25 protein-coding genes and 2 pseudogenes are annotated in these 19,905 nt (G+C 71.0%); 12 read left to right on the top strand and 15 right to left on the bottom strand.

Going from position 1 to position 19,905, the window contains the following annotated elements; translation table 11 throughout:
- Nucleotides 1-68: 68 nt before the first annotated feature.
- Nucleotides 69-392 (top strand): helix-turn-helix domain-containing protein, encoded by a 324-nt coding sequence (locus E6R18_RS14920; RefSeq protein WP_136317369.1) that lies wholly within the window; start codon nt 69-71, stop codon nt 390-392.
- Nucleotide 393: 1 nt separating this feature from the next.
- Entirely contained in the window at nt 394-768 is a 375-nt protein-coding gene (locus E6R18_RS14915; RefSeq protein WP_136317368.1) for an NAD(P)H-dependent oxidoreductase, read from the top strand.
- A gap of 234 nt (nt 769-1,002) precedes the next feature.
- On the opposite strand, the gene E6R18_RS14910 is transcribed toward E6R18_RS14915, so the two are convergent.
- From E6R18_RS14910 to E6R18_RS14900, 3 genes are all read right to left on the bottom strand, one after another.
- The gene (locus E6R18_RS14910) at nt 1,003-1,797 is read right to left on the bottom strand and encodes a hypothetical protein (RefSeq protein ID WP_206308288.1); all 795 of its coding nucleotides are present in this window, start codon (nt 1,795-1,797) and stop codon (nt 1,003-1,005) included.
- A 290-nt stretch (nt 1,798-2,087) separates the two neighbouring features.
- Entirely contained in the window at nt 2,088-2,354 is a 267-nt protein-coding gene (locus E6R18_RS14905; protein ID WP_136317366.1) for a DUF397 domain-containing protein, read from the bottom strand.
- On the bottom strand, nt 2,335-3,177 hold the full coding sequence (locus E6R18_RS14900) for a helix-turn-helix transcriptional regulator (protein ID WP_136317365.1): 843 nt from the start codon (nt 3,175-3,177) through the stop codon (nt 2,335-2,337). The genes E6R18_RS14905 and E6R18_RS14900 overlap by 20 nt, the downstream gene beginning before the upstream one ends.
- A gap of 113 nt (nt 3,178-3,290) precedes the next feature.
- On the opposite strand from E6R18_RS14900, the gene E6R18_RS14895 reads away from it, so the two are divergent.
- The 4 genes and pseudogenes from E6R18_RS14895 (at nt 3,291) to E6R18_RS14880 (ending at nt 5,067) form a co-directional block, all read left to right on the top strand.
- On the top strand, nt 3,291-3,533 hold the full coding sequence (locus E6R18_RS14895) for a hypothetical protein (protein WP_136317364.1): 243 nt from the start codon (nt 3,291-3,293) through the stop codon (nt 3,531-3,533).
- Complete coding sequence (locus tag E6R18_RS14890; RefSeq protein WP_136317363.1) at nt 3,523-3,765, top strand: hypothetical protein; 243 nt, start codon at nt 3,523-3,525, stop codon at nt 3,763-3,765. The genes E6R18_RS14895 and E6R18_RS14890 overlap by 11 nt, the downstream gene beginning before the upstream one ends.
- 79 nt (nt 3,766-3,844) lie before the next feature.
- Nucleotides 3,845-4,341 (top strand): annotated as a pseudogene (locus tag E6R18_RS14885) (inositol monophosphatase family protein); the annotation flags it as partial.
- Nucleotides 4,342-4,461: 120 nt separating this feature from the next.
- Complete coding sequence (locus E6R18_RS14880; protein ID WP_136317362.1) at nt 4,462-5,067, top strand: Uma2 family endonuclease; 606 nt, start codon at nt 4,462-4,464, stop codon at nt 5,065-5,067.
- Nucleotides 5,068-5,132: 65 nt separating this feature from the next.
- Here the strand turns inward: E6R18_RS14880 and E6R18_RS14875 are convergent, their stop codons facing one another.
- From E6R18_RS14875 to E6R18_RS14865, 3 genes are all read right to left on the bottom strand, one after another.
- Nucleotides 5,133-6,653, bottom strand: coding sequence for a PTS transporter subunit EIIC (locus E6R18_RS14875; protein WP_136317361.1), 1,521 nt, complete (start codon nt 6,651-6,653; stop codon nt 5,133-5,135).
- A 31-nt stretch (nt 6,654-6,684) separates the two neighbouring features.
- Entirely contained in the window at nt 6,685-7,650 is a 966-nt protein-coding gene (gene murQ / locus E6R18_RS14870; protein ID WP_136317360.1) for an N-acetylmuramic acid 6-phosphate etherase, read from the bottom strand.
- A 71-nt stretch (nt 7,651-7,721) separates the two neighbouring features.
- Nucleotides 7,722-8,639, bottom strand: a complete 918-nt coding sequence (locus tag E6R18_RS14865) for a MurR/RpiR family transcriptional regulator (protein WP_136317359.1) — start codon at nt 8,637-8,639, stop codon at nt 7,722-7,724.
- Between the two features lie 117 nt (nt 8,640-8,756).
- On the opposite strand from E6R18_RS14865, the gene E6R18_RS14860 reads away from it, so the two are divergent.
- A complete protein-coding gene (locus E6R18_RS14860) occupies nt 8,757-9,125 on the top strand; it encodes a hypothetical protein (RefSeq protein WP_206308290.1) in 369 nt (122 codons plus the stop codon).
- The gene (locus E6R18_RS14855) at nt 9,122-9,397 is read left to right on the top strand and encodes a DUF4031 domain-containing protein (protein ID WP_136317357.1); all 276 of its coding nucleotides are present in this window, start codon (nt 9,122-9,124) and stop codon (nt 9,395-9,397) included. Before E6R18_RS14860 ends, E6R18_RS14855 begins: the two co-directional genes overlap by 4 nt.
- A 9-nt stretch (nt 9,398-9,406) precedes the next feature.
- Here E6R18_RS14855 and E6R18_RS14850 read toward each other — a convergent pair whose 3' ends face one another.
- From E6R18_RS14850 to E6R18_RS14810, 9 genes are all read right to left on the bottom strand, one after another.
- Nucleotides 9,407-10,672: a Cmx/CmrA family chloramphenicol efflux MFS transporter gene (locus E6R18_RS14850; RefSeq protein WP_136317356.1), complete on the bottom strand. Its 1,266-nt coding sequence runs from the start codon at nt 10,670-10,672 to the stop codon at nt 9,407-9,409.
- Nucleotides 10,673-10,830: 158 nt separating this feature from the next.
- Nucleotides 10,831-11,481 (bottom strand): hypothetical protein, encoded by a 651-nt coding sequence (locus tag E6R18_RS14845; protein ID WP_136317355.1) that lies wholly within the window; start codon nt 11,479-11,481, stop codon nt 10,831-10,833.
- A gap of 45 nt (nt 11,482-11,526) precedes the next feature.
- The gene (locus E6R18_RS14840) at nt 11,527-12,420 is read right to left on the bottom strand and encodes a transporter substrate-binding domain-containing protein (protein ID WP_240799732.1); all 894 of its coding nucleotides are present in this window, start codon (nt 12,418-12,420) and stop codon (nt 11,527-11,529) included.
- A 29-nt stretch (nt 12,421-12,449) separates the two neighbouring features.
- A complete protein-coding gene (locus tag E6R18_RS14835) occupies nt 12,450-13,295 on the bottom strand; it encodes a hypothetical protein (RefSeq protein WP_136317354.1) in 846 nt (281 codons plus the stop codon).
- Nucleotides 13,292-13,741: a hypothetical protein gene (locus tag E6R18_RS14830; RefSeq protein ID WP_136317353.1), complete on the bottom strand. Its 450-nt coding sequence runs from the start codon at nt 13,739-13,741 to the stop codon at nt 13,292-13,294. Before E6R18_RS14830 ends, E6R18_RS14835 begins: the two co-directional genes overlap by 4 nt.
- A 256-nt stretch (nt 13,742-13,997) precedes the next feature.
- A complete protein-coding gene (locus tag E6R18_RS14825; RefSeq protein WP_136317352.1) occupies nt 13,998-14,546 on the bottom strand; it encodes a hypothetical protein in 549 nt (182 codons plus the stop codon).
- The gene (locus tag E6R18_RS14820) at nt 14,543-15,091 is read right to left on the bottom strand and encodes a hypothetical protein (RefSeq protein ID WP_136317351.1); all 549 of its coding nucleotides are present in this window, start codon (nt 15,089-15,091) and stop codon (nt 14,543-14,545) included. The genes E6R18_RS14825 and E6R18_RS14820 overlap by 4 nt, the downstream gene beginning before the upstream one ends.
- A gap of 71 nt (nt 15,092-15,162) precedes the next feature.
- Nucleotides 15,163-15,744 (bottom strand): HD domain-containing protein, encoded by a 582-nt coding sequence (locus tag E6R18_RS14815; RefSeq protein WP_136317350.1) that lies wholly within the window; start codon nt 15,742-15,744, stop codon nt 15,163-15,165.
- Between the two features lie 20 nt (nt 15,745-15,764).
- On the bottom strand, nt 15,765-16,967 hold the full coding sequence (locus E6R18_RS14810) for an XRE family transcriptional regulator (RefSeq protein WP_240799736.1): 1,203 nt from the start codon (nt 16,965-16,967) through the stop codon (nt 15,765-15,767).
- A gap of 13 nt (nt 16,968-16,980) precedes the next feature.
- Here E6R18_RS14810 and tgmA point away from each other — a divergent pair, with 13 nt between their 5' ends.
- From tgmA to E6R18_RS14790, 4 genes and pseudogenes are all read left to right on the top strand, one after another.
- A complete protein-coding gene (gene tgmA / locus E6R18_RS14805; protein ID WP_136317349.1) occupies nt 16,981-17,235 on the top strand; it encodes a putative ATP-grasp-modified RiPP in 255 nt (84 codons plus the stop codon).
- Nucleotides 17,236-17,238: 3 nt separating this feature from the next.
- Nucleotides 17,239-18,198, top strand: coding sequence for an ATP-grasp ribosomal peptide maturase (gene tgmB, locus E6R18_RS14800; protein ID WP_136317348.1), 960 nt, complete (start codon nt 17,239-17,241; stop codon nt 18,196-18,198).
- Nucleotides 18,195-19,364 carry an ATP-grasp peptide maturase system methyltransferase gene (gene tgmC / locus E6R18_RS14795; RefSeq protein WP_136317347.1) on the top strand — a complete coding sequence of 390 codons (1,170 nt, stop codon included), beginning with the start codon at nt 18,195-18,197 and terminating at the stop codon, nt 19,362-19,364. The genes tgmB and tgmC overlap by 4 nt, the downstream gene beginning before the upstream one ends.
- Nucleotides 19,365-19,609: 245 nt before the next feature.
- Nucleotides 19,610-19,870 (top strand): annotated as a pseudogene (locus E6R18_RS14790) (GNAT family protein); the annotation flags it as partial.
- Nucleotides 19,871-19,905 lie beyond the last annotated feature (35 nt).

The following is a 19,905-nucleotide window of genomic DNA, read 5'->3' as shown; positions in this document are numbered from 1 at the left end:
ATTCAGGTACGACGCAAGTAGTACCTTGGTGGGAGGGGGACCAGTCACCGAAGCGGAGGAGGTGCGCCATGCCGGACGCCGAAGGGCATCCGAGCCCCGAGGAGATGGAGCTCCAGGCCGTCATGAAGGCGCTGTCCGACCCCATGCGCTATCTGGTCGTCGCCACCCTGGCCGCCCAGCCCGAGGGCACCGAACGCTCCTGCACGTCGTTCGGCCTGCCCGTCTCCAAGTCGACCCGGACGCACCACTTCCGCGTCCTCCGCGAGGCCGGCCTCGTCCGCCAGGTGGACCGGGGTAACAGCCGCATGGCCCAACTCCGCCGCGCGGACATCGAGTCCCGCTTCCCGGGTCTGCTGAAGCTCATCACGGACAGCCCGGGGCCGGTGGTCTGAGATGTCGTCCCCCGAGGAAGCGCTCGCCGACGCGAAGAAGCGTCTGAACCTCCCGCGCATCGTCGTGATCTGCGGTTCCACCCGTTTCATGGCCGAGATGACCGGGGCCGAACTGCGGGAGACCGAAGCCGGAAGGATCGTCGTCAAGCCGGGCTGCGACCTGAAGACACCGCACGCATTGTGGTCCGACCCCGCCGAGGCCGAAGCGCTGAAGGCCCGCCTCGACGAGCTGCACCGGGCGAAGATCCGGCTCGCCGACGAGGCGCTCGTGGTCGGCGACTACATCGGGGACAGCACCCGAGCCGAAATCGCCTACGCCCGGTCGCTGAACAAGCCCGTGCGGTTCACGCACCCCGAGGTCGACCCCGGCGCCTGACCGTGCCCCCCAAACCCTCCGCAGGCCCGTCTTGGGTAGCGAACCCAGCGAGCGACACCCGCCTGGCCAACCGCGTCACCGTGCGCCAGGACCGCGACCCTGCACGGGCAAGTGCTGCTGGATCGGCGCGAGTCGATTCGCAACAAGGTGTCCGGTGCGGCGTCGGTCGGGCAGTCCCTCTCGGGGGCAGTGTCCTCGTGTGCAACCACACCGCTGTTGACAGGCGGCAGGCCGTCACCGCCTGGGGCGCTCCGACTTGGGCAGCATTGCCGCCCGGACCGCCTGCGCCCTCGCCCTTACCTTCTGCTCGGGCAGGGTGGGCTTTCGCTGGGCGGGCTTGCCTCGGCAGGGGCCGCACTTGCCGCCGGGCAGGGCTTCGGCGGTGCCCGGTACGCGGCATTCGCTGCATTCCAGCGTGCGCAGCACCGTGCGTGGTTCGCGGGCCGGAGGCAGCTTGGTGCGGAGGCGGTTGGCGACGAGGGCGGCCGGGTGGTGGATGCGGTCCGGGAGGCCCGTTGTCAGGGCGTGCAGGATTTCCGGGGGCGTGGCGCCTCGGTTCAGCCACTCGGCCACCTGCGGTTCCAGCGTTACGCAGTCGCGGTGGGACAGCGACAGGGCGGGGGCCGTGCGGCCCAGCGCCGCGAGCAGGATGAACGCGCGGGTACGCGTGGCCCGTGGGGTGTCCTTCGGTACGTCGCCCCGGCTGAAGGCCGCCCACCACGCGTCGTCGCGCGCGGTACGGGAGAAGAACGTCCGGGTCACCCACAGCAGGTTCTCCCCGCTGGCGACGCACTCGCTGCCCCGGCGCAGGTGTCCCGCCTCCTGGAGGCGGTTCAGCGTGGTGCGGATCGCGCACTGCCCGTACGGGAGTGCCTTCGCGAGGGTCTTCACAGAGATGTCGGCGCCGTCGCACAGCGAGTCGATGTACGCGGCGATGGCGGCGTCGCGGGGGATGAGGTGGGTGAAGTCGGCGCCGGCACGGGGGCGCTGGTCCGGGGCGGAGCGCTTGCCGTAGCCGGGGTTGGCCATCGGGTGGTCGGGCGCGGGTGCACCACTAAACTGGCTGGCAGCCATCAGATCGGTTCCTTCGCTAGCTGTCGATCGAGGTGGTCAGGCCCTTGGCGGTGTTTGCGCACCGGCAGGGGCCGTCTTGGTCTGTGTCCTCGCTGAAGCTAGAGCGCGACTACCTTCCGTCGCAACTCGATCGCGAAAAGTGAACCCTTGGGGGTCACGAGGGTGGGCGGGTGGGTACAGGCCCTCCCAACCATTCCTCTGAAAGAGCGCTCGGGGCTCGGGACTTGAGCCCCGAGCCGGGTGGTTCAGCCGTGCTTGAGGTCGGCGACGAAGGGGTGCCACGCGGTCGCGTGGAAGACGATGGCCGGACCGTTGGTCACCTTGGAGTCGCGGACGGGGACGACGTCGGGGACCCCGTCGAGGACTTCGAGGCAGTTGCCGCCGTCGCCGCCGCTGTAGGTGGACTTGCGCCAGGTGGCGACCTCCACGCAGTTGCCGCCACTTGCGCCGCTGTAGCTGGACTTGTGCCAGATGGCCGTGGACAGGTCGTAGTCAGAACCGCTGCGCTTCATGCTCGTAATCCTCCGCCACCGACTCGATCAAGGCCAGGGACGCTGCCGGTGAGATCGCGCTGGCCACGACCAGATCGTAGGTCAGGCCGCATTGCCGAACCGTTCCCGGATCGTCTTGCAGGTGGCCGATGCCCATGCCGTCAACGTAAGCGAGTGGCGGCTCGTCCGCGAACGACATCAGCTTGAGGGGCCCCGTCAGCGCTGCATGGGCGCCCGCAGAGAATGGCAGCACCTGCACGATGATCCGGTGCCGCGCAATCAGCCCCGCGATATGACGAAGCGCCGCTGCCATGACCTCAGAGTCGCCCACCTGCCGACGTAGCACCGCTTCATCCAGTACGACCCACAACATCGGCCGTGTTGGATCGGCGAGCAGCTGGGTGCGTTCGAGACGAGCCGCCACCAATTCGTCGATCACGCTCTCGATCGCCGTCGGCTGGTACTCCCGGAACACGGCCCGTGCGTACGCCTCCGTCTGCAACAGGCCCGGGATGAGCTGGGGCGCGTACTCCTTGATCGTGGTCGCTCTCGCCTCCGCCTCGGCGGCCTCCGCGAAGTGCTCCGGGTACTTGGACTTCTTCAGTGCCGCGCAGTTGCGTACGAAGAAGCCGTCCGCGCCCAGGATCTCGTCGAACTTCTCCGCTTGGTCCATCTGCATCCGCCGCACCCCGGACTCCAGCTGGCCGATGAACGAGCCGCTGACGAAGAGCGGGGCGCCCAGTTCGGTCTGGGAGAGCCCGGCTCGCTCTCTTCGGTGGCGGAGTTCCGCGCCGAGGAGGGCGCGCGGGGAGGAGGAGGGATCGAGTTTTCTGGGACCTGGCATGACAACTCCCGGTTGCACACGTGCGGTTGTTGGGCCTGTGCCTCTTCCAGGCTAACGAGAGAATCACCACTCTGGGTATGCATTGTCATTACTCAGCGTGGAAGGAATGGATCATGACGACTACGGAACGGCGCAGGGCGGCGGCGGGCAGAGTGCGGGAGGCCGAGGAGGTGGTGGCGCGGCTGAGGGAAGGGTTCGCGGGGGTCGGGGTCACGCTGCCGTCGCTGCGGGTCGACCCGGTCTCGTGCGCGGGTGATGAGGTGAACGTGCTGGTTGACCTCGGGCGCTGCAACCTCGACACGGCGCTGCGGCTGTGCAGCGCGCTGGACGGGAAGGCAGCGGGCCATGGCGGGTGAGGGAGGCGGACTGGAGGCGTGTACGCCGGAGCCGGGGTCGTTCGCCGTGGATGTGCGGGACGGGCGGGTGGGCCGGGTGATGGGGCGCGTCGGGCCGTACGTGCAGCTTCGGCCGCCGGGTGGCGGGCCGGAGTGGGACTGCCCGCCCGATTCCGTCCGGCCGGCCCCGCCGGGGGTCGTGCTGCGGGCGCGGGTGACCGAGCTCAACCGGGAGGGGAAGCTGCCCCGGTGAGGCAGGGCGGGCCGCCGATAGGTGCGGGCATGGTGACCATGGACATGAGCATGGGAAACGATGCCCGACTGGCCGTCAGGGCGGCCCGCGTGGGCGCGGCCGTCGTGCGCGGAGCGCAGGTGGCTGGTCGATCCGCTGTGCGGCACGTTGGACTACGCGGTGGGCAGCATGCTGGTCGCGGTGAACGTCGCCCTGCGGGCGGGCTCGGGCATCACGGCGGCGGCCTCCGCCGATCCGTTCAGCGGCGAGGTCTTCTGGACCGATGGTGCGCAGGCGTGGGTGCGGGCGGGTGACGGGGTGGACGAGAAGCTCGTCCCCTCGGCCGGGGCGCGACTGGCCGACGTCAACCTCGACCCGCCGTTCCCGCACGCGCCCGGCTTCCGCGCGGTGGACCTCCTGGCCGCGCCGGAGTTCGTCGCCGGGATCGCGCTTCGTGAAGCCGCCGGATGCGTCGTGACCGGCATCGACGGCGAGCCCGTGCACACGGGAGCGGGCGGCCTGGTCGTGGCTGCGGACCGCCAGACGCACGACGCGTTGCTGTCGATGGCCGGGGAGCGGGGCGTGGCCGGGGAGTGAAGCCCGCGCGGTGGTCGGTGCGCCGCTCACCCGATCGTGGGACGCTGAGGAAAGCGGCCCCCGCGCCGCTGAACCGTCGATCTACGCTCCCCCGACAGGCTTCAGAAGAAGGGACCCGCGATGACCGCCGCGATGGTCGAACACCAGCAGGACTCTGAAGGCCGCCCGTGGGACTACCTGCTTCGCACCTGGCAGGGACTGGACGTGCCCGAGGGGTGGCGCGCCGAGATCGACGAAGGACGGATCTTCTTGGTACCGCCGCCGCATGCGCATCACAACGGGATCGCCGAGAAGGTGCAGCGCTGCCTCTACGCGAACCTGCCCGACGAGATGGGGATCTACCAGACCCTGGGTGTGCACGTGGCACCCCTCGGCAAGCTCTACGTTCCGGACCTCGTGGTCATGCCTTCCGAGCTGATCGATTCCGCCGATCCCGACACCAGCGCCCCCATGGACGCCTCGGACGCCCTCCTCATCGCCGAGATCACGTCGAAGGGGAACGCCCGCGAGGACCGTACGAAGAAGTACCGCGCCTACGCCCGCGCGGGCGTGCCCATGTATCTGCTGATCGACCGGTTCGATACGCGCGGGGCCATGGCCACCCTGTTCACCGAGCCGAACGAGGACGGCACCTACAAGCAGTCCGACCCGGCGCCGTTCGGCAAGCCGCTCGTGCTGCCCGCACCCTTCGATGTGACGCTGCCCACGGACGGCTTCCCGGGCTGAGGCCCTACGGCAGAGCGGCGGCACCCCATCGGGTGCCGCCGCTCTGCCGTACGCGGTCCGGGGCCTCAGACCGCCGCCGGTTCCTTCGGCGTGGCGGACGCCGTGGCCGTCGTCGCCGGGTCCGGGGTGGCGGTCGGGGTGGCCGCCGCCTCCTGGGACACGTTGAACTCCGCCAGCAGGTCCTTGCTGAAGCCGAAGAAGTACGTGGCGACGAAGCCCGCCAGGTAGCCCACGACCAGGCCGCCCGCGTAGATCGCGATCGTCGCGCCCAGGCCGTGGTTGCCGTCGAGCAGGGGGAACAGGGCCCAGCCGGAGGGGCCGATCGCGGTGGAGCCGACCGCGTCGCCCAACTGGTTGAAGAAGCCGACGAACGCGCCGCCGAACGCACCGCCCACGCAGGCCGTGACGAACGGGCGGCCCAGCGGGAGCGAGACGCCGTAGATCAGGGGCTCGCCGACGCCCAGGAAGCCCGCGGGCAGGGCGGACTTGATGGTCTTGCGGATCGACTCGTTGCGCGGGAGGCGGAAGTAGACCGCGATGGCCGCGCCGACCTGGCCCGCCCCGGCCATGGCGAGGATCGGGAGCAGGACGGTGTAGCCCTGCTGCTCGATCAGCGTCGTGTGGATCGGGATCAGCGCCTGGTGCAGGCCCAGCATGACCAGCGGGAGGAAGAAGCCGCCGAGGACGAGACCCGCGCCCGCGCCACCGTTGGAGAGCAGCCAGTCCGCGAATGTACCGATCGCGGTGGAGACCTCGCCCGCCACGTACATCAGGCCGAAGATCGTGACCAGGCCGGAGATCAGGACCGTCAGCGTCGGCGTGACCAGCACGTCCAGCGCTTCCGGCACCCAGCGGCGGCACCACTTCTCCACGTACACCGCGAGCACCGCCGCGCCCAGTGCGCCGAGGACGCCGCCCTGGCCGGGGGAGAGCTTCTGGCCGAACGCCTCGATGTTCGCGACGCCCGGGAAGACGATGATCGCCGCGACCGCGCCGCCGAGGATCGGCGTGCCGCCGAACTCCTTCGCCGTGTTGTAGCCGACGAAGACCGCGATCAGCGCCATGAAGCCGGACGCCATCGCCGCGAGCGCCGGGGTGACCGAGGGCAGCCAGCCGAGGTTGACCAGCAGGCCGTTGAGGCCGGCGATGATGCCGCAGCCGATCAGGGCCGGGATCAGCGGCACGAAGATGTTCGCGATCCGGCGCAGGAACAGCTTGAACGGTGTGGCGTTCTTCGCCTTGCGGGCCGCCCGCATCTCGGCGCCCTGCGCGGCCAGCTCCTCCGCGGTGAGCGGGGCGGCGGCCGGGGCGGGGGCCTCGGCCCTGCCCGCCTCGACCAGCTTCTCGAACTCCGGGGTGACGCGGGCGACCGTACCGGGACCGAGCACGATCTGGTAGGTGTCGTCCTCGACCACGCCCATGACGGCGGGCACGGCTTTCAGCGCCTCGTCCTGGACGAGCGAACGGTCGTGCAGGCCCAGCCGGAGCCGGGTCATGCAGTGGGCGATGGAGCTGACGTTCGCGGCGCCACCGACGAGCGGAAGGATCGCGGCGGCAGTGGCGCGGTTCTTGTCTTCTGTAGCCATGGTGCGTGGTGCCTTGCTGTGCGGGGGAGGGTCAGGTGGTGCGGGGGGCGGCGGCGAGCGCGGCGCGCAGGTGGCCGTCCGACGCGGACAGGAGCGCGGCGGCGGTGGGTCCGTCGACCTGGCCGAGGATGGTCAGGATGGCGTTCTTCACCTCGCCGTCCGTGGCGGCGAGCGCCGTCTCGATCTCCTCGTCGGACGCGCCGGTGGCCAGCGCGACGATGCGCCGGGAGCGGGCCCGCAGCTTCTCGTTGGAGGCGCGCACGTCGACCATGAGGTTCCCGTACGTCTTGCCGAGCCGGATCATCGTGATCGTGGAGATCATGTTGAGGACGAGCTTCTGGGCCGTGCCCGCCTTGAGCCGGGTGGAGCCGGTCAGCAGCTCGGGGCCGACGACGACTTCGAGCGGGTGCTCGGCGGCGGCGCCCAGCGCGGAGTCCGCGTTGCACGACAGGCCGAGGGTCAGGGCGCCCTTCGCGCGGGCGTGCTCGACGGCCCCGATCGCGTACGGCGTGCGGCCGGAGGCGGAGATGCCGACCACCGTGTCCTTCGCGGTCAGCCCCAGCGCTTCGAGGTCGGCGGCGGCCAGCTCCTTGCTGTCCTCGGCCCCCTCCACGGCGGTGACCATCGCGGACGGGCCGCCCGCGATGAGGCCGATGACGTCGGCCGGGTCCGTGTTGAAGGTGGGCGGGCACTCGCTGGCGTCCAGCACGCCGAGCCGGCCCGCGGTGCCGGCGCCCGCGTAGACGAGCCGGCCGCCCCGGGCCATGCGGTCCGCGGTGGCGTCGATCGCGGCGGAGATCTCGGGGAGCCGGGCGGCGACGGCGGCGGGGACGGTCTGGTCCTCGCCGTTCATGATCCGGGCGATCTCGGCGGTGGCCAGCCGGTCGATCTCGGCCAGCTCCGGGCGGAACTCCTCGGTGGTGAGCGTCGCGAGCTGGGCGCGCAGCTCGCCGTACCCGTCTGGGGTGGCGGCGTCGGCGTCGGTGAGGGAGGTCATGGAGGGCGGCTCTGCTTTCTCGTAACGCGTGCGGTTGTGCGGGTGCGGGTGCGGAAGTGGTCCGGCGGGGGTCAGCGGGTGCGCGGGTTGTGCCGGTGGGCCAGCGCCTCGTAGGAGGCGGCGAGCGCCGGGGCCGCCGTCTCGTACGTACGCTGCGCGACCCCTATGAACAGGCAGTCCACGACCAGGAGCTGGCTGGTGCGGCTCGACATGGCGGCCGGGCGCAGCTCGCTCTCGCGGGCGGTGGACGTGGTCAGGACGTGGTCCGCGTACTGCGTGACGGGGCCGTCGGGACGGCCGGTGATCGCGACCGTCGTCGCGCCCCGGTCGAAGGCGACCCGCAGCGGCTCTATGACGTCGCCCGTCGAGCCGGAGTGCGTGATCGCGATGGCCATGTCACCGGAGCGCAGCTGCACGGCGTTGGTCACCGCGAGGTGCGGGTCCGTGTGGGAGTGGGCGATCAGGCCGATCCGGGACAGCTTCTGGGCCAGGTCCTGGCCGACGAGGGAGGAGGCGCCCACACCGTAGATGTCGATCCGGCGGGCGGCGGCGGCCGCGGCGACGGCGGCGCCGAGCTGCACGGTGTCGAGCCCGGCGGCCGTGTCGGCGAGGGTCTGCTGCTCGTCGTAGGCCAGCTTGGCGACCACGTCGGCGATCGGGTCGTCCACCGCTATGTCCGCGGTGACGGCGGGGGCCCGGCCGGACTCCTGGTGGGCGGCGAGACCGGCCAGCGCGAGGCGCAGGTCGCGGTAGCCGGGATAGCCGAGGAGGCGGGCGGTGCGGACCACGGTGGCCTCGCTGGTGCCGGTGAGCTCGGCGAGACCGGTGACCGTCAGGGCTGCGCAGCCGGCCGGATCGCCGGCTACGGCCTCGGCGACCCGCTGCATGGAGCGGGTCATGGACGGCGACAGCGTCCGCACCTTGGCGGCCAGGGCGGCCGGGGCCGGCGGCGAGTCCGGACTGAAAGTTTCCTTCAGGTCATGGGTCACCTTTGAAAGATATTTTCAACCGCGGAGTCCGTCAACCCCCCTTTGGTACCGACCTGTGGCAGAAGCCGCGGAAGTCCCGTCGGGCAGGTGGACAATGGCTGCATGGAGCCGAACCGTCTGGAGCCGAACCGCCTGGAACAGGCGCTGCACACCGCCCGCGCACTCGTCATGGCCGACCTCGCCGCCGGAGACGTGGCCGAGGCGCAGATCGTCTCGATGGTCGAGGACGCGGTGACGCACCGGCGCTGGTGGGTGGAGCAGTGGCCGGAGGGCGTCGAGTTCGTCGTGGGCCTGGTCGCCCAGGACGTGCAGGACGCGCTCCTGGAGAAGTACGGCCGCTGGCCGCTGTGCCCGGTCTGCGACGCGGGCGATCCGCACGCCCTGGACGTCGAGCCGGAGCTCGGCCCGCACCCGCACTGGGTGTGCACCAAGGCCGCCGTCGCGGTCGCCCCGGTCGGCGGGCTCAGCGGGATACTGCGCCCGTGACGCTCTACATCGACCCGCCGGACTGGCCCGGACACGGCCGGTTCTGGTCGCACCTGGTCAGCGATGTGTCGTTCGAGGAGCTGCACGCCTTCGCGGCGTCCATCGGCTGCCCGCCCCGGGCCTTCGAGCGGGACCACTACGACATCCCGGCCGCCCGGTACGAGGACGCGGTACGGGCGGGCGCCCGGCAGATCGGCTCCAAGGAGCTGGTCCGCCGCATCACCGAGGCCGGCCTGCGCCGCCCGAAGCACCGCCCGGCCCCGCGCGTGTGAGCCTCCGGCTCAGCCGGTCGTGCAGTCGGCGGCGGACTCCACCGCCGCGCCCTCGGCCGACGCGCCCTCCACCGCCGCGCCCTTGGCCGCCGCGCCCTTCGCCACCAGCCGCGAGCCGGACGCCGACCCGCGCGCCCGCTGGAGCCGCAGCGAGACCACCACGGTCGCCAGCGCGGCCACCGTCATCGCCGCCCCCGCCCACGCGGTCGCCTCGAACCCGAAGTCCGCGTCGATCACCGCGCCGCCCAGCCAGGGCCCGCCGGTGTTGCCCAGGTTGAACGCGGCGGTCGTCGTCGCGCCCGCCAGCGTCGGGGCGGCGCCCGCCACGTTGAACATCCGGGCGTTGAGCGCCGGGGCCGTGTAGAACGCCGACAGGCCCAGCAGGAACGACAGCGTGATCACGGCCGCCTGGTTCGAGGCGAACAGCGCGAGCGCGGCCAGGAACACCGTGGACGCCGCGATCCCGCTCAGCAGCACCCCGAAGAGGTGCGCGTCCGCGACCCGGCCGCCGATCGTCGTACCGACCAGCGCGCCGATCCCGAACAGCGCCAGCACGGTCGGGACCCAGCCCGAGTCGAGTCCGGCGACATCCGTCAGCAGCGGCGCGAGATAGCTGAACGCGCAGAACACACCGCCCGCCGCGAGGGCGGTGAGCACGACGGACAGCCACACCTGCCGGTCGCGGTAGATGCCCATCTCGCGCCTGAGCTGCGGCTTCTCGGCCGGGAGCGGGATGCGCGGGATCAGCGTCATCACTCCGGCCAGGGCCACGGCCGAGGCCGCGCCGACCGCCCAGAACGCGGAGCGCCAGCCGAGGTTGTCCCCGAGGAACGCCCCCAGCGGCACGCCCAGCACGTTGGCGATGGACAGCCCGCCGATCATCACGGCCATGGCGCGCGCCCGCGCGTTCACCGGCACCATCGCGATGGCGACGGCCGCACCGACCGCCCAGAACCCCGCGCACGCGAACGCGCTGACCACCCGTGACGCGAACAGCACCTCGTACGTCGGCGCGAGCGCGCCCGCGACCTGCCCGAGGCCGAAGACCGAGATCAGCGCGATGAGCGTGGTGCGGCGCGGCAGCCGCAGCGTCGCCACGGCGAGCAGCGGGGCACCGATCACCATGCCGATCGCGAAAGCGGATATGAGGAGTCCGGCGCGCGGAATCGACACGTCCATGTCCTCGGCGATCGGCGGCAGCAGCCCGGAGAGCATGAACTCGCTCGTTCCGAGGGCGAAGACCGAGAGGCCGAGGATGTAGACGGCCAGAGGCATACGGGAACGGCCGCGAGCGGCGGAGTCAGGCATGACAGCTGCCAACAGTGAAAACAGCCCTGGCATTCCCCCGGGATTCCCGGGGTGTTCCTGGCAGCCGTTGCCATGGGTGCCTACTGGCCGCGCGCTCCGGTGCTCCCGCCGGCGCGTGCGCCGGGTCACGCGCCGGTCAGCAGCTCCAGCTCGGTCAGCAGGTTCTGCCGCGCCCTCGGTTCCCACTCGGCCGCCCCGTACGGCGTACGGAACAGCCGGGGCAGCCCCAGGAGCTGCCGGAGCACCGCCGCCCGCCCCTCCCGGAACGCCTCCTCCGGGACGAAGCCGTACTCCTCGCGCACCTGGGCCGCGTACCGCGCGTACTCCTTCGGCAGCGCCGCGAGGATCGCCAGGTCCGCGTCGCACAGCACCTCGCCGTCCGTGTCGCCGGCGGCCGGGTCGTGCGTGACGGTGAGCCGGACCAGCCGGGCGACCTCCGCCGTGACCTCGGCGGACACCCCGGCCTCGGGCAGCGCGCGCTCGGCGAGGGCCGCGCTGCGCTCCTCGTTCTCCGAGCGGTCCGGCCGGTAGACCGCGTCGTGGAACCAGGCCGCCAGGCGCACCGCGTCCGGGTCGGCGGCATGACCGGCGAGCGTGTCGATCCGGTCGAGCACCGCCGCCAGATGGGCGGTGGTGTGGTACTTGCGCTGCGGTTCGGCCCAGCGCGCCAGGAGGTTGTCGGCGTACGGCAGCGGGTCGGGGCCCTCGCCGCCGCCCCGGGCGGCGACGAGGGCTTCCTGCCAGCGGATGCGCAGACTCTGCGCGCTGTCGGTCATGGCGGCGACTCTAGGGGGTGTTCGCATCGCGGGAGTGGCCGCAGGTCAGTCGGTGGGGCTGTCGCCCGGCCGGTCCACGCAGGAAAGGGCCATGACCTCGTCCTCGGTGGGTTTGGCCTCGTCCCGGGCCGCCTTGGGGACGGCGGGAAGGCTGTTCTGGAAGTCGCGTTCCCAGGCGGTCGCCTGGCGGATGTACTGCGTGAGCATGTCGCGCAGCCGGACGCAGTCCTTCCGGTGGCCCTTGGCCATCGCGATGCCGTAGTCGTTGGGCTCCCCGAACTTGATGCCGGGCACGACCCTGAGCGACGGATTGGCCTGCATGAACCCGTACAGGATCAGCTGGTCCGTGGAGACCGCGTCGACCTCCTTGTCCTTGAGCGCGTTGACGCAGTAGTTCGCGTCCTCCTCGGTCCGCTTGACGATCTTGTCGTACGCCGCCTTGCGGAGTTCGTTGGCGGACGTGGTGCCCTTCCAGACGCAGACGACCTTGCCGTTGAGGTCGGCCAGGGTGCGGATGCTCCGGTCGTTCGCGCGGATCAGGAAGCCCTGGAGGGTGGAGGCGTACGGGCCGACGAAATCGAGGTCGTCGCCGCCCTTGTCCTTGGGCGCCATCCGGGTCGGCGTGATCGAGAACGTCGCGGCCACCAGCTGCACGTCGCCGTCGTGCAGCAGCTTTGCGCGGTTCTTGGACAGCACCCCGCTGAAGCGCGGGGTGTCGTAACCCAGCATGTTCATGAGCGTGCCGACGACGGCGACGTCGAAGCCGTTGTACTCGCCGTCGTGCGGCGAGAAGCTCGTGCCGGGCTGGTCGCTCTTGGCCCCGACCTCCGTCCGGTCGCTGAGGATCGACGGGGGCTCGGAATCGCAGCCGGTCGTGTACACGTACAGAAGGGCCACCGCGGTGAGGGCCGCCCAGCGGCGCCGAGCTGCTCCTGCCATCTCCTGCCTCGCTCCCTGTGAGTTGTCCGTCAGTCGTTGTGCAGGACGCCCTGCCAGTCCACCAGGCGCAGGGTGCAGCCCTCATCGGTCCGCACCCGCAGCTCGAACGCCGCTCCGGTCCGTCCGGCGAGATCACCGAGGTCGAAGTCGGTGGTGGAACGGGCGGGCAGGTCGGACCGGCGCGGGGTGACGCCCTCGGTGACCGCGGTGAGCAGGACCCTCGTCTTGTGGGAGCACGCCGGAGCGTCCGGGTCGTCCTCCCCGATCTCCAGGGTGAGGCGGAGCCGGTCCCGCCGGTCGCCACGGTCGGGCTGGACCAGTGTCAGGGTGAGCGCACTGCCCAGGGCGCCGGTCAGCGGTTGCGCCCCGCGCACCTGGACCGTCGCCGCCACCTCGCCGGTCCGCACGACGTCCTCGAACGCCCACCAGCTGATCAGGGAGAAGACGAGCGAGGCGACGAGGAGCAGGTCGGGAAGCCGGAGCCCCGAACCGTCCTTGCGCCTCTGCCCCTGCCCCTGCCCCTGCGCCTGCGCCTGCCCCTGCCCCTGCCCCTGCCCCTGCCCCTGCCCCTGCCCCTGGGGTCCGGCTGTTCGGCCGCGCTCGGGACGCCGCAGGCTGATGTGGACGACGGAGGCGAGGAAGGCGAGGAGCAGGAAGGTGAAGAAGAGGACGTACTGCTTGCGGGAGCCGCCGGGCCAGTTCCACACGGCGTAGCCGGCGAGGGCGACGGCCAGGACGAGGAACAGCCAGCCCGTGACGAAGGAGGCCCGCTGGATGAAGATCTGGAACAGTTTGTCGGCCCGGCCGACGACCGTGTTGTTGTGACCGATCGACTGGTTGGAGGGCCCACCCGAGCCACCGGAGTACTGGCTCATGGCCGGTCGTCTCTCGGGTACTGGTTGAAGGTGCCGACGCTGCCGATCACCATGTTGTTGTCGCCGTACGACACCACACGGTTGCCCGGTCCTGGCGGCGCGGCGTCCGGCTGCCGGGCGGCCACCAGCTCGACGAGACCGGGCCGGTCGTCCTGCGGGCTCCGCAGCCAGGTGAGCAGTGCCGCGGCGAGCCGGACCCGCTGCTCATCGGTCAGCTCCCCGAGCCTGCGGTCCAGGTCGTCGGCGGTCTGCGAGGTGAATGCGTCCCTGTCGTCGGCCGCCGATCCGTCCGTGCCGACAAGGCTGCGGAAGGCGCCCTCGCCCGCGCTGACGGTCCGGCCCGCGACCCGGTCCGCGACGCCCTGCATCACACCGTCGGCCATGCGGGAGGCGAAGAAGGAGAAGTGCGGGGCAAGTTGGCCGGCCAGATCGATCAGCAGGGACACGATGGCTCCAGGAGGCTTGGGGTATCTGCCAACTCTCTTGATGCAGAGGGTAATTGAGTATGTGCGAATCCGGCATCGCAAGCGAGAGGTCCAGCCGCCGGCGGTTGGGCGGGGGGAGGCGCCGCGCGTTCCGGCGGGTTCGGGGTTCCGGCCGGTTCGGGGTTCGGGCCGGCCCGGGGTTCCGGCCGGCTCGGCGTTCGGGCCGGTTTGGTGCTCATCCGGTGGCGCTCACCCGGTGGCGCTCATCCGGTGGCGCTCACCCGGTGGCGGGCAGGCCGAAGTGGTCGGCGATGATCCGCAGTGTCACGGCTCCGTCATCGTTGAACCCGGGCTCGGCCTCGTAGCGCGGGGTCTCCCGGCCGACGATGCCCGCCTCAAGCAACTCCCGTACCAGCAGGTCGCCTTGGCGGCGCGACTCGCGGCGACGACCGACGTTGAAGTACGTCGTCGCGAACCCGCGCCGGCTGTGGAGGAACTGGAACGGGTGCGCGTCGCAGTGCGGCACCCCGTAGTTCTGCCCGTGCGGGCACTCGCAGGCCGGAGTCGAGGCCAGGAACACCGTCTCCACGGGGTTGGGCCGCCCGAACCGGTCCTCGTAGCGGTACCCGGTGACGTAGCCCGCCTGTTTCGCGACCTCGCCCCCGCTCACGCCGGCCGCGTCGTGCGTCACCCAGACCCAGCCGTCCGAGGCGCCCTTCGTGCGGGCGGGAAGCCCCGCGTCGGCGTAGATCCCGCTGAGCGCGGGCAGGTCCAGGCCCCTGGCGTAGGTGACGAAGGTGCCGGGGGCGATGAGGGGCGTGTTCACTTGGCGGTCACCGCCAGGGCGAGCGGCGGCGACGGCAGGGCGAAGCACTGGGCGATCGCCCTCGCGATCCGCTCCTCACGGTCTTCCTCGTGCTCGCAGCAGTCGTGGCCCTCCTCGGTCTCCCACTTGTCGCACTCAGACTCCGGGCCTATGAGCTTGGCGGCCAGCAGCTCCTGCGACATGTAGTCGGGGTTGTCGCCCATGCGCTGCGTCAGGTCCTCGAAGCTGAAAGAGAGCGTCCACTTGCCGTCGCGCAGGTAGTCGAACCCCGGCCCATGGGCCTTCGCGCTGCACGGCTCGGTCACGAACACCACGACCTCGGCCCCCTGCGGACAGACCCGCCGGTAGTCGATGTCGTCCCAGTCCTCGATCTCCACGTTGACCATGTCGTGCACCGCCCACGCCCAGCCGCCCGCCTCACCCTCGGCGAGCGGCTCGCGGTCCAGCCCGCGCAGACCGGCGGTGAGGGCGGACAGGGACAGGCCGCGGGCGAAGACGAGGTTGACCTCGTGCCCGGGGAACGCGTCGTGCAGCAAGTCACTCATGGCAGGAGCGTAGGCGCGGGTACTGACAACGGGCCCGCGAGGCGGCGTTGGGGGCGGGTCCGGTTCTGCGGTCAGGGCAGATACGTTTGCTGCCATTCGATCGAGGTCATGGTGAGCGCGGCGTCCGCGAGGGACTGAGCGGAAGCCGTCTTGAGCTTGGCGATGCTGCTGTCGATCCAGGGCTGCACGTTCGAGCAGCCCTGTTCGCGGTACTCGACGGCTTGGAGGAGGCATTCGAGCTTGTCGGCGTCGTGCGCGCAGATGACTTCGAGGGAGTCGCCGTTCTCGTACTCCTCAACGATCCGCTGAGCACCGGCTCTGACGGCCGGGTGCGCGGCGGATACCTGGTCAGCGGTGACCTTCTCGTTGCCGGCGGCTTCGAGGTAGCGGCGGCCGATGTGCGGGATGTCGCTGACGCGGGTCTCCTGGGTGTCGTGCCACAGGCCGAGGAGGGCCGTCTTCGCCGGGTCTGCGCCCTCCATCATGGCGAGCACGGAGCCGATGAGCGCGACCCTGAAACTGTGCTCGGCGATGGTCTCGGGGTCCTTCACCCCGGCGATCCACCAGCCGCTCCGCTTGGCGCGCTTGAGCATCCCCATCTCCAGCAGGAAGCCCGCGGTGCCCTTTGCCTGCTCCTGCTCTGCATCCGCCATGAAATGCGCCCTCCGATGTGTCATGTGCGGTTCTTGCGTAGAACGTAATGCACCGCACTGAGTTCACGCCTCGCCCGCGGAGAGATCCCGCCGTGGTCGAGGAGCCTGGCGGTGTGTGCGGCCAGCCTGCCCGTCAGGACGGCGTCTGCCAGGGGGAGCCAGGGGTTGGCGTTCAGCAGGGCCCACAGCGAATGGACGTACAGGTCCATGTACGCCGGGGCTTGGTGGAGGCCGGCGGCGAGCCCCCGCAGGAGCCGTACGGGATCCCAGTCGGTCGGCCCGTGCCGCATGAAGCTGTCGTCCGGTTGCGGCTCCTGAATCGAACCGAGCCAGTACGCCCAGTAGTTGAGGTTCGCGCTTTCGGCGTAGTCGTCGCCTGCCAAGCCCCTCTCGATGAAATCCAGCAGCGGCTGCTGATCGCCAAGCCGAACCAGGGCGGCGGCAGTTGACCGCGCCGTGGCCCAGTGCGGTGTCCACCCGCGCGCGGAGATCAAGTCGCGGCGGCTGTGCAGAGCGTGCACAGCCCACGATGTCGCCTCGGGGGTCCGGTCGTAGGAGCAGAGGTAGAGGGTCTGGCGGTGAAGCAGCAGCCCGTCGTCTCCGGCGCGCAACGCGGACTCGGCGGTCTCCCGGAGACGGGCGAAGAACACGCTGCGGTCGGGAGCGGGCATGAGCGGGGCCTTGGTGACGGGCCCACGTCGTTCCGTCACGGCTCTGTGCGCGAGAGCGGGCGGAACGGTCCCGTTCAGCGCCCAGGCGATCATGTGGGCCGTGTCGCGGGTGTGCACCCAGCATGCGAGGGGGTGGCGGACGTTGACCTCCGGGTGGATCGTCGCGGTGATGACACGGTCCGCGTCCATCGCCGGGTCGAGGAGGTGAAGGACATGGGGATCCGCGCCCAATGCGAGTAATCGGCGGCGGATGCCGAGAAGAGCGCCGGCCTTCACGTTGGCCAGCGGGCGCCGTCCTGTTTCCCAGCCCTGCCAGGTGGTGAGATCAACCCCCATCGCCTCGGCCATGCCGGCCTGCGTGCGGAGGACCGTACTCTCCCGGGCGACCCGAAGGACGAACCCGGCGATTGTGCCCGTGGTGGCACGTCCGCGCGCACCGCCGGTCGCCGCCATGCCGCCCCCTGTGCGCTCGGTCATCCAACCCGTACCCACAGTCAGTCCTACTCCATCCGCGGTGACCGTAGCTTCGGATTCGGCAACAACCACCGTCATCAAGGAGGCCAGGATGTCTACCGCAGTTGAGACCGGCGTGCGCCCCTGGGGGGCCGGTCGGCTCGCCCCCTATCCGACCGTCACCCGTCTCCCCCACACTTCGGTCACGCTCGACCCCGACACCCAGCTCGGGGTCTACACCGACCAGACCGGCACGGTGATCGAGATGGGCAAGCACGGCACCAGCAAGGGCACCGAGACGAACACGACCACGAACAGCGACTCCCAGAACGATCAGGGGCACGACCAGGACTCCCAGCAGGACTGACCGGTGACTGACGAGAGGCCGGTGCTCGTGGCCACCGAGGCGGACGACCTCACCGCCGACATGGTGATCACCGAGCTGAACCGGCGCAACGTGCTGGTGACCAGGTTCGACCCGGCGGACATCGGGGCGTCCCTGACGGTCTCCGCTCAGTTCGGAAGCTGCCCGGCCCCCGTGGCCGGGCAGCTTCGGACCCCGTCGCGGACCGTGGACCTGGCCCGCGTCCGGGCGGTCTACTGGCGCCGCCCGGTGTGGCCCGCCTTCGACCACCTCGGCGCCGACGACGCGCGGTTCGCGGCTGCCCAGGTCCGCCACGGGCTCGGCGGAACCCTGTACGCCCTCGCCGGGCCGCTGTGGGTCAACCACCCGCTGCACAATGCCGCCGCCGACTACAAGCCCGCCCAGCTCGCCGTCGCCCAGCGCCTCGGGCTGAAGGTACCGCCGACCCTGGTCACGAACGACCCGGAGGCGGCGCGGTCCTTCGTCAGTGATAACGGTCAGGTGCTCTTCAAGACCCTCCGGTGGACGCCGTACCAGCGTGACGGCGTTTCCGTGACCGGCTGGGCCGACCTGGTCACTGCCGGGGAGATCGACGAGAGCGTGGCTCTGGCGCCCCACCTGTTCCAGGCCGTGGTGGACAAGGTGGCCGACCTCCGCGTGCTGGTTGTCGGCCGCGAGGTGTTCGCCGTACGGATCGAGTCCGGATTGCTGGACTGGCGCAAGGACTACTCGGCCCTGTCCTACCGCGTGGTGCACCTGCCCGACCGCGTGGAGAGGGGGCTTCTGGCGTACCTCGACCACTTCGGACTGGTCTCGGGGAGCTTCGACCTTGCCGTGGACAAGGCCGGTGATCTCTGGTGGCTGGAGCTGAACCCGAACGGACAGTGGGGATGGCTGGAGGAATCCACCGGCCTCGCGATGTCCGCCGCATTCGCTGAACTGCTGACACAAGGAGACGCGCCATGACCGACACCGCTTACGAGCGACGCGCCCTCGCCGCCCGCCTGGCGCGGGCGGGCGTCCTCACCGGCCCCCGCTGGCGGGCAGCGGTGGAGGCCGTACCGCGCGAGCTGTTCTTGAACCCCGGCGTCTTCCTGCCTGCGGAGGGCGGCCGGTGGCGGCCGGTGACGGCGGTCGGAAGTGACCCTGCCGAGTGGGTGCGGACCGCCTACCGCGACGAGTCCCTGACCACGCAGTTGGACGGGCACCTGACGGCCGACCAGACCTGCGACCTCGTGACCGGCTCCCCGACCTCCTCGTCCACTACCCCGTTCACGGTCGTGGACATGCTGGAGAAGCTTGAGGTGGAGGACGGGCACCAGGTGCTGGAGATCGGTACGGGGACCGGATACTCCTCCGCGCTGATGTGCTTCCGCCTCGGGGAGGACAACGTCACCACGATCGAGGTGGACCCGGACGTCGCGGCCCGCGCCGACGCCGCCCTGGAGGCCGCCGGATACTCGACCTGGACCGTCACCGGCGACGGACTGCTCGGCCACCCCCGCCGCGCCCCGTACGACCGTGTCATCGCCACCTGCGCGGTACGCCGCATCCCGTACACCTGGATCAGGCAGACCGAACCGGGCGGCATCGTGCTCGCCACGGTGGGCGGTGCGTGGAACTACGGGACGGGGCTGGCGAAGGTCACGGTCGCCGACGACGGCACCGCCGAGGGCAGGATCATCGGCCGCAGCTCGTTCATGCGGGCCCGGTCCCAGGCGGACATCCCCATCGACGGCGACCTGTCCGCCCGAACCGCCTATGCCGACACCGAGCGCGAGTCCAAGGTGTCCCCGCTGCTGCTCGAAGAGTGGATGCCGGCCTTCCTCGCCCAGCTCACGGCCCCGGGGGTGCGCTTCTCCCGCGCCACGTCGCTGGAAGGCGACCGGCTGCTGCACCTTTTCGACCCGGACCGGGAGTCCTTCGCCGCATTCACGGAGAACGACGGGACCTGGACGGTGCGCCAGGGCGGCCCGGCAGCCCTGTGGGACACGATCGAGCAGGCCCTCACCGCCTGGCAGGACGCGGGCCACCCCGACATCACCGCAGTACGGCTCCGCGTCACCCCGGAGGCCCACGCCTACTGGATCGACGGCCATCCGGAGCTTCGTTGGCAGCACCACCTCGTCTGACCGAGTGAACGCAACGTCGGCAGCTCACTGGCAACGAGGTGGGGAGCGGGTGCGTTCGGCGGGGACCGCAGCCGAATTCGCGCGACACCTGGCCGAGGGCTCTGGAACCCTACGCACGGGCCCGCGCCCCTGTGACCTCTGCCGCTACTGATGACTGGATGGGTGAGCGATGACTTTCGTGCCCGGATGCCCGGTCCACCTGCACGTACGGCACGAGCTTCCCGTCGGCCGCACGGCCCAATTGTGTGGCGCGGGTCGACCTGAAGACGGACGCGCGCAACAGCCCGTCGCGGGCCGCGATCGAGTCGGTGGGCGCGCGCTTCGAGGGCGTCCTGCGCAACTGGTCCCGGTCGTGGGCGCCCGGTGAGGAGGGGCGGCTGCGGGACTCGGCGGTCTTCTCGATCACGGCGGAGGAGTGGCCGGAGGTGCGGGAGCGCTTGAGGGCGCGCATCGCGCGCGGGCACAGCGGGGAGCGGCCGGAGACCCGCCTCCCTCTCGGAGGCTGAGCCCGACCGCCCCTCGGGACGCCCAACGGGGGCGT

Origin of the sequence: Streptomyces sp. A1277 (assembly GCF_004795015.1) — a bacterium.
Lineage (GTDB): Bacteria > Actinomycetota > Actinomycetes > Streptomycetales > Streptomycetaceae > Streptomyces.
This window is presented reverse-complemented; position numbering and strand designations above follow the sequence as displayed.

What these genes read in the sequence shown, in the direction of transcription:
- E6R18_RS14920 (WP_136317369.1), top strand. Translation starts at nt 69, where the DNA reads ATGCCGGACGCCGAAGGGCATCCGAGCCCCGAGGAGATGGAGCTCCAG.
- E6R18_RS14915 (WP_136317368.1), top strand. Translation starts at nt 394, where the DNA reads ATGTCGTCCCCCGAGGAAGCGCTCGCCGACGCGAAGAAGCGTCTGAAC.
- E6R18_RS14910 (WP_206308288.1), bottom strand. Translation starts at nt 1,797, where the DNA reads ATGGCCAACCCCGGCTACGGCAAGCGCTCCGCCCCGGACCAGCGCCCC.
- E6R18_RS14905 (WP_136317366.1), bottom strand. Translation starts at nt 2,354, where the DNA reads ATGAAGCGCAGCGGTTCTGACTACGACCTGTCCACGGCCATCTGGCAC.
- E6R18_RS14900 (WP_136317365.1), bottom strand. Translation starts at nt 3,177, where the DNA reads ATGCCAGGTCCCAGAAAACTCGATCCCTCCTCCTCCCCGCGCGCCCTC.
- E6R18_RS14895 (WP_136317364.1), top strand. Translation starts at nt 3,291, where the DNA reads ATGACGACTACGGAACGGCGCAGGGCGGCGGCGGGCAGAGTGCGGGAG.
- E6R18_RS14890 (WP_136317363.1), top strand. Translation starts at nt 3,523, where the DNA reads ATGGCGGGTGAGGGAGGCGGACTGGAGGCGTGTACGCCGGAGCCGGGG.
- E6R18_RS14880 (WP_136317362.1), top strand. Translation starts at nt 4,462, where the DNA reads ATGACCGCCGCGATGGTCGAACACCAGCAGGACTCTGAAGGCCGCCCG.
- E6R18_RS14875 (WP_136317361.1), bottom strand. Translation starts at nt 6,653, where the DNA reads ATGGCTACAGAAGACAAGAACCGCGCCACTGCCGCCGCGATCCTTCCG.
- murQ (WP_136317360.1), bottom strand. Translation starts at nt 7,650, where the DNA reads ATGACCTCCCTCACCGACGCCGACGCCGCCACCCCAGACGGGTACGGC.
- E6R18_RS14850 (WP_136317356.1), bottom strand. Translation starts at nt 10,672, where the DNA reads ATGCCTCTGGCCGTCTACATCCTCGGCCTCTCGGTCTTCGCCCTCGGA.
- E6R18_RS14845 (WP_136317355.1), bottom strand. Translation starts at nt 11,481, where the DNA reads ATGACCGACAGCGCGCAGAGTCTGCGCATCCGCTGGCAGGAAGCCCTC.
- E6R18_RS14840 (WP_240799732.1), bottom strand. Translation starts at nt 12,420, where the DNA reads ATGGCAGGAGCAGCTCGGCGCCGCTGGGCGGCCCTCACCGCGGTGGCC.
- E6R18_RS14835 (WP_136317354.1), bottom strand. Translation starts at nt 13,295, where the DNA reads ATGAGCCAGTACTCCGGTGGCTCGGGTGGGCCCTCCAACCAGTCGATC.
- E6R18_RS14820 (WP_136317351.1), bottom strand. Translation starts at nt 15,091, where the DNA reads ATGAGTGACTTGCTGCACGACGCGTTCCCCGGGCACGAGGTCAACCTC.
- E6R18_RS14815 (WP_136317350.1), bottom strand. Translation starts at nt 15,744, where the DNA reads ATGGCGGATGCAGAGCAGGAGCAGGCAAAGGGCACCGCGGGCTTCCTG.
- E6R18_RS14810 (WP_240799736.1), bottom strand. Translation starts at nt 16,967, where the DNA reads ATGACGGTGGTTGTTGCCGAATCCGAAGCTACGGTCACCGCGGATGGA.
- tgmA (WP_136317349.1), top strand. Translation starts at nt 16,981, where the DNA reads ATGTCTACCGCAGTTGAGACCGGCGTGCGCCCCTGGGGGGCCGGTCGG.
- tgmC (WP_136317347.1), top strand. Translation starts at nt 18,195, where the DNA reads ATGACCGACACCGCTTACGAGCGACGCGCCCTCGCCGCCCGCCTGGCG.